The following is an 11,088-nucleotide window of genomic DNA, read 5'->3' as shown; positions in this document are numbered from 1 at the left end:
CTGTGGGGTGTCGCTGTGGCGCGAGCTCGCCGAGTTGTTCATCCCTGGGCAGACCAAGCGGCCGTCAGCGCGGACAAGGCATCGGCCTCGAGGCCGGATGCACTCATCGGCGCGTGCGAAACCTGTTCGGGCTCTTCGGTGTGCGACTCACCCGCGGCCGCGTCGACGGCGGCGGCAAGTTCGGTGATCGTCGCGCACTCGAACACGAGCTGCGGGGTCAGCGCCAACCCCAGTTCCGCGGCGCGGGCCGACCACTGGATGGAGATCACGCTGTCGCCGCCGATGGCGAAGAAGTTGTCCTCGCCGGTGACGTCCTCGGTGTCGAGCAGCTCCTCGATCAGCGTGATCAGCGCCCGCTCGGTGTCGGAGTCGGCCGCCGCACCGGTGGCGACGGCGCTCGCGGCGACCGGGGCGGGTGCGGCCAGCAGTCGCTCGAGATCCGCGGCGGGCAGCACGCGCAGGTCGGCGACCGGCAGGTCGGACGTTTCGGCGAAGGCGCGCAGCGTGGCGGCGAGTGCGTCGGCGATCAGCGCGGCGGTGGCCGGGTCGTACAGATCGGCGTTGACGACGACGCGGACATCCATGCCGCCGTCGGCGGTCACATTCAGGCTCAGGTTCAGGTCGAGGAAGGAGACGTCGAAGTCGGCGGGCAGCACGGTGACGGTGCTCTCCCCCGAGGTCGCGAACGGGAGCGTGGTGGGCGCCCAGTCGGCGCCGCGGAAGTGGATCATGCTCTGGAACAACGGGTTCCGCGAACGTGAGCGACGCGGGTTGAGCGCTTCGACCAGGCGCTCGATCGGGAGCTCCTGGTGCGCGTTGGCGTCGAGCACCACATTGCGCGCCCGAATCACGGTGTCGCGCAGGGTGGGTCCGTTCGACAGGTCGTTGCGCAGCACGACCATGTTGGCGAACAGCCCGATCAGGGTGGTCGTCGCCGGATCGGTGCGCGCCGCGACGGGAGTGCCGAGGGTGATGTCGGTGCCACCGCCGAGCGTGTGCAGCAAGGTGGCGACCGCGGCCTGGCACACCATGAATTCGGTGGCGCCACTGCGGATCGCGAGGGCTTCGAGCCCGGAGCGAACGGCGGCGGGCAGCGAGAAGCTCACCACTTCACCGCGTTTGCCGAGCACCGGCGGACGCTGCCGATCGTGGGCGACCGCGATCTCCTCGGGGACGTCCGCGAGCGCGGCACGCCAGTAGTCGATCTGGTCCGTGGCGAACGCGCTCGGCGCGGCCTGGTCGAACAGCTCACGCTGCCACAGCGCGTAGTCGGCGAACTGGACCGGTAGCGGCGCCCAGCTCGGGGTGTCGCCCTGCTCGCTGCGCGCCCGGTAGGCGGTGGTGAGGTCGTCGAGCAGCACGCCGAAGGACGCGTGGTCGGCGACGATATGGTGCACCAGCAGCGAGAGCACGTGGGTGTCGGCGTCGAGGACGAGCAGTTCGGCGCGGATCAGCGGTTCACCGTCGAGGGTGAAGTGATAGTCGGCGATCTCGGCGAGGACCTCGGTGAGCTGCGCGGACGCGACCTCGCGCACCGGCAACGGGACCGGAGCGGCGGGGTGGACCACCTGGTAGGGCACGCCATCGTGTTCGGGGAAGGTGGTGCGCAGCGACTCGTGCCGGGCGACCACGTCATCGAGCGCCGCGCGCAGCGAGGCGATGTCGAGCGCACCGTCGAAGCGCATGGCCAGCGGCAGGTTGCCGACCGAACCGGCACCCTCCATCCGGTACTGGAACCACATCGCCAACTGCGAGTACGACAGCGGAACCCGCTCGCCACGTGGGCGCCCACCGATCGCGGGGCGAGGCGACCGCCCCGATCCGGTGACCGCTCCCGAGATATCGGTGGAGGCAGACTCCGCTGTCGCAGTGGTGGCATTCGCGGTCGCAGCAGTCGCGGTAGCGCTCTCGGTAGCGGCAGGGGTGTCGTCGAAATCGTTGTCGATGGCGTCGAGGTCGATATCGAACTCCGCCAGGAACCGGGCGACCAGGTTGACAGCGAGGGCGGCGGGGGTCGGGCTGTCGAAGACGACGCGGACGTCGAGTTCGATGCCGAATTCGGCGCGGACCTGGGCTACCAGGCGGGCCGCGAGCAGGGAGTGGCCGCCGAGTTCGAAGAAGGAGTCCTCCGCACTCACCTCGTCGAGGTTGAACAGGGCACCGAACAGGGCGCACACCTTGCGCTCGGTGGCGGTGGCCGGGGCGCGGTGGGTGCGCGCGACGGCGGGGGTCGCGGCGGGCAGGGCGCGCTTGTCGAGTTTGCCGTTGACGGTCAGCGGGATCTCCGCGATCACCGCGAAAGCGCTGGGCACCATGAATTCCGGCAGGGCGGACGAGGCGAAGGCCTGGACCTGCTCGAGGTCGATGGTCCCCTCGGCAGGGACCACGTACGCGGCCAGCAACGCGCCGATGGCCGGGTCCTCGGTCACCACGACAACGCAGTGGGCGACGGCGGGATGGGCCGCGATCGCGGCTTCCACCTCGCCGAGTTCGATGCGGAAACCACGCACCTTCACCTGCTCGTCGGCACGACCGACGAACTCGAGTTCACCGAAGCTGTTGCGGCGCACCAGGTCACCGGAGCGGTACATGCGCGCACCCGCTGCGGCGCTGCCACCGGCAGACGCGGCGGTGCCATTTGTATCGCCGGTAGCATTGCTAGCGCCACTAATGCTAGCAACGTTAGATTCAGTATCGTCGATAGAATCTGGCATGCTGGTAACGGTGAGGGCCGCCGCGTCTTCGACGGTCGAGCCGGCGGACCCGAGCACCGCACTCGCCGAGGCCGCGAACGGATCTGCGACAAAGCGCTCGGCGCTGAGCCCGGCGCGCTCCAGGTAACCGCGGGCCAGCTGGTCACCGCCCAGGTAGAGCTCACCCACCACACCGTCGGGCACCAACTGCAGCGCCTCGTCGAGAACGTAGGTGTAGACGTTGCGGTTGGGGATACCGATCGGCACCACGCCGGTGCCCTGCGGGCCCGCGACCGGCATGTGCGTGGAGCAGACCACGGCTTCGGTCGGGCCGTAGTGGTTGCGCAGTTCGGCGTCGAGGGTGTTGGCGAAGCGGTCGGCGACCTCACCGGGCAGCGCCTCGCCGCCGACCGGGATCTGGCGCAGCGACTGCCATTCGCTGATCTCGGGCAGCAGCAGGAAGGTGCTCAGCATCGACGGGACCATGTGCAGCACGGTCACCTGGCGGCGGCTGATGAGGTCGGCGACGTAGCGGATATCGCGGAAAGCGTTGGGCTTGGGCACGATCAGCTGCGCGCCGACGGTCAGCGTGATCGCGATGTCGACCAGGGAGGCGTCGAAGCTGACCGACGAAGACTGCATCAGCCGGTCGGCGGCGGTCATGTTCCAGTCGGCGGTGAAGCAGACGATATGTTCGGCGATCGCGTTGTGCGGCACCGGAACACCCTTGGGCTTGCCGGTGGAGCCCGAGGTGTAGATGACGTAGGCCAGGTTCGACGGGCGCAGCGGACGCAGGCGTTCGGCATCGGTGGGTGCCGTCGCGGGCAGGGCGGTCGCCGCCGCCTCCGCGGCGGCCAATTCGACTGCGCCGAGCAGCAATCGGGGCTTCGCGTCGTCGACCAGGTACTCGATGCGGTCGTCCGGGTAGGCGGGGTCGATCGGCAGGTAGGCGCCACCGGCCTTCAGGACCGCGAGCACCGCGACGATGAACTCGACCGAGGTACCAAGGCGAAGGCCGACGATGTCTTCGGCGCCGACGCCCTGCTCGATCAGCCAGTGCGCCAGGCGATTCGCGCGAGCGTGCAGCGCGGCGTAGGTGAGCTCGACGTCGTCGGAGACGAGCGCGAGCGCTTCCGGAGTGGCAGCGGCGGCCGATTCCAGCAGGGCGACAAGGGTTGTCGCGGGCTCGTCGACGAGCACGCCGTGCGAACGGCCGAGCAGCGCGGCCCGATCGGCGGCGCCGAGCATGTCGAGATCGGCGAGCCTGCGCTTCGGGTCGCGCAGTGCGCTGTCGAGGAGCCGGCCGAAGTGCTCGAGCAGCTGGTCGACGAGGGTATCGGCGAGTACGTCGGTCTGGTACTCGGCTTCCACCACCGCGGTACCGTCGGCCTCGAGCACCACGGCGAAGGCCAGCGGCACCTGCGCGCTCGCCGCGCCCAGCTCGAGCTGGGTGGACGTGACGCCGTCGATGGCGAAACCGTCGGCGCTCTTGCGCACGCTGAAACCGAGCCGGACCAGCTGATCCATGCCGTCGCGCCCGGCGACCCGGTCCGGATTCGCTTCGCGCACGACACGGTCGATGCCGACACTGCGGCGGGCGAACGCGCCGGTACACGTATCGCGGACACCGGCGACCAGGGTGGCGAAGTCGTCGCGCCCACCGATTCCCGCGCGCAGCAGCAGGGTGTTGCCGAAGTAGCCGATGAGCTGTTCGGTGCCGACGGGACGGTCGGTCACCGGGATGGAGACGAGGAAGTCGTCAGCGGCGGTGTAGCGGTGCACAAGGGCGTCGAAACCGGCCAGCAGCACCATGAACGGGGTCGCGGCCTGCTCACGCGCGAACTGTTCGGTGCGGGTGACGAGGTCGGCCGGGAGCCGGTGGGTTCGGCGCCGGGCGTGCCTGCCCGGGCGGGCCGCGGCGGCGCCGGGAAGTTCGAGGGGTTCGGGCAGCGGGCGCAGGGCCGCACGCCAGTAGTCGACGTCGGCCTCGGCGGGCTCGGCGATGGGCGCGATCGCGGCGAATTGGACGGTGCCGGAACGGGATTCCGCTGCCACGGGCCCGGTGGCGTTCGCCTCGTCCGGAGAGGTGCTCGTCGAAGCCGTGGCGCCTGCCCGGTAGGCGGCGTTGAGTTCGGTGAAGAAGATGGCCCAGGAGTCGTCGTCCCAGCAGATGTGGTGGATGGTGAACAGCACGACATGCTCGTCGGCCCCGGTGCGGATCAGCGTGGCGCGCAACGGGAGCTCGGTGCCGAGGGCGAAGGGGCGGGCGAAGTCGCGCTGGGCCAGCACCTCGACGCGCAGGTCGCGGTCGGACTCCTCGCGCTCGGTGACGTCGTGGGTCGACCACTCGGCGCGGGCATCGGCGGCGAACACCTGGTACGGCGTGCCCTCGGCATCCGCGCCGTAGGTGGTACGCAGGATGTCGTGGCGGGCCACCACCGCGTCGAACGCGGCATGCAGGCGGTCGGCGTCGAGCGGGCCGGTGAGCCGGTAGGCGACGCAGATGTTGAGGGCGGTGTCGTCCGCATCGCGGGTCTGCAGGAACCACATGCGGCGTTGGCCGGGAGTCAGCGGACGCTGCTCCCCCGCCGGAATCCGCGGTACGGCAACGGGTTGCGCGGTCACGGCGGCCATGCCGCGTTCGCGCAGCTTCTGCTGCAGCAGCAGTTTGCGGCGTTCCGCGACGGACAGGGTGGCTTCGGTGTCAGACATGTTCTTCGGCCCCTCAGCCCTGGTTGGTGTTCTGTGCCATGAGCAGCACGACATCGTCGAGCGATGCGCCGCCGAGAATCGCCGCGACCGGCAGATCGCGGTCGAGTTCCGCCTTCACGCGCTTGCGGAAGTCCAAGGCCTGCAAGGAGTCCAGGCCAAGCGCCACCAAAGGCATGGTGGCGTCGATGGACTCGGCGCTGTCGCCGCCGATCACCTTGAGCAGTTCGGTGCGCATGCGCAGGTCGAGAGGGACACTGTCCGACGACCCGATGCCGGGCGAGGTGCCGCCCCCCGCCCCTGCGCCCACCGAACCCGGCAGGCCGGAGACCGCCCGGATATCGGCACCGCCCGGCGAGCCCGCAGGGCCACCTGGACCGGCTACCAGTGCGGCCTCCGAACGGCCCGCGCCAGGTCTCGCGCTGGAACTCTCCGAACTCGGCTCGGCGGATTCGAGCCCGGTGAGCACGCTGGCCTGGCCGAACGCGCCGAGCACCTCGCGCAGGAAATCCCAGTCGGCGGCGATGATCATGCCGTCGCGAACCGGCACGGCGAGCCCGGCCTCGATCGCGTCGGCGGGCACCATCGGGAACACGCCTGCCTCTTCGACCCGGGCGAACCCGGCATCGTCGAGCGGACCGGCGACACTCCACAGCCCCCACTGCAGGCTCGCGGCGGCGATACCACGGGCGCGCAGCCGGCGGGCCGCCACGTCGAGCATGCGGTTGGTCACCGCGTACAGGACCTGTCCGCGCCCGCCCAGCGTCGCCGCCATCGACGAGCACAGCAGCACGCGGCAGTCCACGGTCAGCGCGACCGCGTCGATCAGGTTGTCCAGACCACGCAGTTTCGCGGCGGCGGCGGTGCGCACAGCATCGTCGGTGATCTGGTCGAGTTCAGCGTCCACATAGTTGACCGCGGCGTGAATCACCAGGTCCACCGGACGATCGGCGATCTCGGCACCGAAAGCCTTCGCGGCGTCGACGTCGCTCACATCGCAGGATCGCACCACGATCTCGGTCGCGCTGATACCGCGTAGCCGAGCCAGTTCCGGTGCCAGCGCATCGGTTTCGCCACTGCGGCTGAGCAGCGTGACCCGGCCCGCACCGGTGTGCGCCAGATGATCGGCGAACCGCAGGCCCAGCTGTCCGGTGCCGCCGACGATCACCACATGATCGAGATCTGTTCCGAGCGAGCCGGTTTCGGTGGTCACGTCGACAACAAGGCGCTTGACGAACAGCTTGCCCGCACGCAGCGCCAGCTCGGCTTCACCACTGGAATGCACCGCGCCGACGATCTTCGCGGCCTGCGCCGGAGCCGATTCGTTCGCGGCGAGATCGAGGTGCCGGAAGAGGATGCCCGGGTGTTCGATACCGACGCTGCGGAACCCGGCGCTGACGCCCGACTGGAACAACCCGGGAATCGGATCACCGTCGCGCACGGACTCGCCGCCGACGGTCAGCAGCCAGCACTCGCCACCGGGACGCAGCACCGACAACGCAGGGGCCCAGGCACGTTCGGCGTAGAACGAGGTCAGGGCTTCGATCGCCTTGGCGCTGTCGTCATCGAGGCTCGGGGGAAGCAGGACGATGACAGCGTCGGCCACGAGGTCATCGCCGGATCTGCCCGCGGCCGCATCCGCGCCCGGAACCGACTCGCCGACGATGCGCAGGCGCGGCGCGGAGTTCCCGGCGCCGCGGCTCTGCTCGCCGAGGTCGAGCGCGGGACTGTGTCCATCGGCCGGGCGAGGGCCACCGGCAGCCAGTTCCTGCGGCCCGACCACCCGCGCGTCGGCACCGTGGCGATCGGCAGCGGCGACCAGAGCCGTTGCCACCTCGGAGCATTCGCCGGTGTGGTCGACGATGAGCAGGCTGCGCGGGGCAGTCAGCGAGCGGCGCTGTAGCGGCGTCCACTGTTCCACCAGCCGTTGGGGTTTCGGCGTGGTGACCGCGAGTTCGGCGGGAGTTTCGTTGGCGCCCAGAGGCGCCCACAGCCGCTTGGGGAAGGTGGCGGTGTGCGGGAAGTCGCGCAGCGGGAGGGTGACGGTGTCGTCGACGCGCAGTGCGTCCCAGCGGTAGTCGATGTCGAGGACGGCGACCTGGGCGAGATTCCGGGTGAACTCGGACAGCCCCTCCGCGGTCCGCAGCGAGGTGCCGAGAACGCGGAAATCGCGCGCGGGCAGACCCGGACGATTCGGGACCAGGCTGAGGTTCTCCTGGATTGCCAGTTGCAGCACGGGGTGTTCGGCGACCTCGATCAGCAGGTCGACACCGTCGCTGCCCGCGCTGATCACGGCCCGGTCGAACCGGACGCGGTTGCGCAGGTTCCAGAACCAGTACTGCTCCTGCTCGAGGTCGGGGGTGATCTTCTCGCCGAGAGTCGCGCCGTAGCAGTCGATCTCGGAGGCGGTGAAGTTCGGCGTGCTCATCTCGTCACCGAGGAAGCCTTCGAAATCGGCCCGCACCTCGGCGACGATGGAGGTGTGCGCAGGGAAGGCGACCCGGATCTCCCTGGCGAACTGGCCGCGCGCGGTGGCCGCGGCCACCAGATCGACGACGCAGCCGCGTTCGCCGGAGATGGCAATGATGTGCGGCGAGTTGACGACCGCGAGTTCGGCCCATCCCGAGTGCCGCGCCATCAGCGCTTCCACGCTCTCGCGGTCCATCCCGAAGACCGCCATCGAGTAGCCGCGCGGGGACAGCCGGTCCGCGAGCAGGGCGCGGTGGGTCACCGCGAGCACCGAATCACGCAGCGTCATCACGCCCGAGACCGCGCCCGCGGCGAGCTCGCCCTGACTGTGGCCGATGGTCGCGTGCGGATCCACACCCGCCGCGCGCCACAGCGCGGCCAGGCCGGTCATGTGGAACATCAACGCGGGCTGCACTTCCCACACCGTGTCCTCGTACTGGCCCTCGCGGCCGAGCAGATAGTGCAGCGGCTGGGAGTGCCCGAAGCGTTCGGCGTGAATGGCGGCGCATTCGTCGACGACGGCGCGGTAGGCCGCCGACAACTCGTAGAACGCGGCGCCCATGCCGGGCCGCTGACTGCCCTGACCGGGGAAGACGAACCCGATCCGACGCGCGCTCGCGGGTACGTCGCCGTGCACGACGAGCGCGTGCTCGGAGCCGGTCGCGATCGCGTCGAGCGCGGACAGCAGCTCATCGGTCGCCGAGGCGCCGGCCGCGTCCACGACTGACACTGACACGACTTTGCCCACAGAAGATCCCGCGGTCGGTCCAGCCTCGGCGCCCGAAGCGATACCGTCCAGGGCGGCCGTGACCACCGGGCCGTTCGTGCGAGTCGGCGATGCGAGGATCAGTACTCGGCGACGGCGGGGAGTACGGGTGCGGAACAGCATGTCCGCCAACCGTTCCGGAGTCACGGTGGGATGCGCGGCGAGATAATCGCGCAGGGCGGCGGCCTCGGCGCGCAGTCCGTCGGCACTGTCGGAGGACAGCAGGACGGGAACCCGCCCGTCCGGCAAGCGGTACTCAGCCATGGTTGGTCTCCTCCAGCACCGGCAGGCCGACGATGGCGTGCGCGTTGGTTCCCGCGACACCGAACGAGGACACCGCGGCGTAGCGCAGGCCGTCCGCGCGTGGCGCCCAGTCGGTGAGTTCGGCCGCCAGCCGCAAACTGGTTGCGTCCCAGTCGATATCGGTGGTCGGCGCGTCGGCCCACAGGCTGGGTGCGATGACACCGTGCGCACCGCACAACAGCACCTTGATCAGCCCGAGCATCCCCGACGCCGCCTGGGCGTGCCCGATATTGGACTTCACCGAGCCGAGCAGGGGGCCGTCGGTCCGGTCAGGATTGCCGTAAGTCGCTGCCAGCGCGGTCAATTCGAGTGGATCGCCGACAGCGGTGCCGGTGCCGTGCCCTTCGATCAGCCCGATGTCGTCGGCACTGACCCCGGCCGCGGCGACCGTGTCCTCGATCAGCCGCTGCTGAGCACCGGCGCTCGGCACGGCGATCGGGGCGCCGGATCCGTTGTGGTTGACCCGCGATCCGAGCAGCTGCCCGTAGATCCGGTGGCCCAGCGCCTTCGCGCGCGATTCGCGTTCCAGCACAATGACTCCCGCGCCTTCGGCCCAGAGGGTGCCGGTCGGGTCGGCGGCATAGGAACGGCAATGGCCGTCGGTGGCGAGGGCGTTGTTCTTGGAGAACTCGTAGAACGCGCCGGGCGAACCCATCACGCACACCCCGCCGGCCAGCGCCCAGTCGCACTCGCCCGCGCGGATGGCCGAGGCCGCCTGATGCACCGCGGTCAGCGACGACGCGCACGCGGTATCCACGCTGATCGAGGGACCGACCAGGCCGAGGCCGTGCGAGATCCGCCCGGCCACCGCACCGAGCGCGGTTCCGGTCGCGCGATAGCCGCTGTACTCGTTGACCGACCCCACCCGCGGCCCGTACTCGACGGTCGAGACGCCCATCCATACACCGGCCGAATCACCGTCCAGCGCACCAGGATTCAGGCCAGCGTGCTCGAGCGCGCGCCAGGCCACCCGCATGGCCACCCGCTGCTGCGGATCCATGGCCACCGCCTCGCGCGGGGTGATGCCGAAGAACTGCGCGTCGAACTCGGTCGCGCCGTCGAGGAAACCGCCCGCGTCGCGGACCGGTGCCCAGCCGTCGAGCCTGCCGAGGGCGAACAGTTCGTCCAGCGGCCAGTCACGGTCGCGCGGGAAGGGACCGATCAGCTCACGTCCGGCCGCCAGCGCGGACCAGAACGCGGCCATGGTGTCGATACCGCCGGGGGCTTCGACGCCCATCCCGACGATCACAATGGGATCAGCGTTCATCGCGCGAGCGCCTGGCCGACGAGCGCCTCGGCGATGCTGTCGATGTTCTCGTCGAGGTAGAAGTGTCCACCCTCGAACAGGTTGACCTCGATCTCGGCGGTGGTGCTCTGCTCCCAGCCGTAGAGGTCACGCGGGCCGACGAACGGGTCGTCATCGCCACCGAGAACCAGCACGGGCGTCGTGACCCGCACCTCGGGGCCGCTCGAATACGCGTCGAAGGCACGGTAATCGGCCTTGAGGACAGGCAATGCCATCCGCATCACCTCACGGCTGGCCAGCACATCGGTGCCGGTGCCGTTGAGCGTGGCCATGTGGTCGAGCAATTCGTCGTCCTCGGTGGGATGGCCGGGGAGCTCGGCGATTCGGTGCGGTGCGGCCGCCGCCGACACCACCAGCAAACGCACGGCCAACCCCGCGGCCTCGGCCAGCCGGACGAACTCGAATGCCACGATGGAGCCCATGCTGTGACCGAAGACTGTCAGCGGTGCGCCGGTGTTGTGCACGCCTGCGCGGAAGGCTTCGAAGGCGCCCGCGGCCAGTTCGGGCAGGGTTTCGGCGGCGGCTTCGCGCGCACGGTCCTGACGGCCGGGGTACTGCACGATCGTGGTGTCGAAATCGGTGGCCATACGCTTGGCGAACACCCGATAGGCCGAGGCGCCCGCGCCCGCGTGCGGGAAGACGATCAGCGGCGGTAGGGAATCGGTCCTGGGGGCCTGAAACTGCCTGATCCAGCCGAGTTCTCTTGCCATGTCGCTCTCCCTCACCAACCACGCAAAGCTGCGCGGCCGTTTCGCACTGTCCAACGCCGCGCTCACGCGCGGGCCCGCCCGGCGCAGTCGTCCGGGACCGGGGCGAATCCTGTTGCACCCGAATCCGACCCG

General features: G+C 70.0%; 4 protein-coding genes. All 4 read right to left on the bottom strand.

The annotated features are described in order from the left end of the window. Positions 1-38: 38 nt before the first annotated feature. The 4 genes from ACQHI0_RS32360 to ACQHI0_RS32345 are packed head-to-tail and all read right to left on the bottom strand — an operon-like array spanning position 39 to position 10,956. Entirely contained in the window at positions 39-5,405 is a 5,367-nt protein-coding gene (locus ACQHI0_RS32360) for an amino acid adenylation domain-containing protein (protein ID WP_427905498.1), read from the bottom strand. Positions 5,406-5,418: 13 nt separating this feature from the next. Then, positions 5,419-8,901 (bottom strand): SDR family NAD(P)-dependent oxidoreductase, encoded by a 3,483-nt coding sequence (locus ACQHI0_RS32355; protein WP_427905497.1) that lies wholly within the window; start codon positions 8,899-8,901, stop codon positions 5,419-5,421. After that, positions 8,894-10,207 carry a polyketide synthase gene (locus ACQHI0_RS32350; RefSeq protein WP_427905496.1) on the bottom strand — a complete coding sequence of 438 codons (1,314 nt, stop codon included), beginning with the start codon at positions 10,205-10,207 and terminating at the stop codon, positions 8,894-8,896. The genes ACQHI0_RS32355 and ACQHI0_RS32350 overlap by 8 nt, the downstream gene beginning before the upstream one ends. Beyond that, positions 10,204-10,956 (bottom strand): thioesterase II family protein, encoded by a 753-nt coding sequence (locus ACQHI0_RS32345; RefSeq protein WP_427905495.1) that lies wholly within the window; start codon positions 10,954-10,956, stop codon positions 10,204-10,206. Before ACQHI0_RS32345 ends, ACQHI0_RS32350 begins: the two co-directional genes overlap by 4 nt. Positions 10,957-11,088: the final 132 nt, after the last annotated feature.

This window comes from Nocardia sp. FBN12, from assembly GCF_050320175.1.
GTDB lineage: Bacteria > Actinomycetota > Actinomycetes > Mycobacteriales > Mycobacteriaceae > Nocardia.
This window is presented reverse-complemented; position numbering and strand designations above follow the sequence as displayed.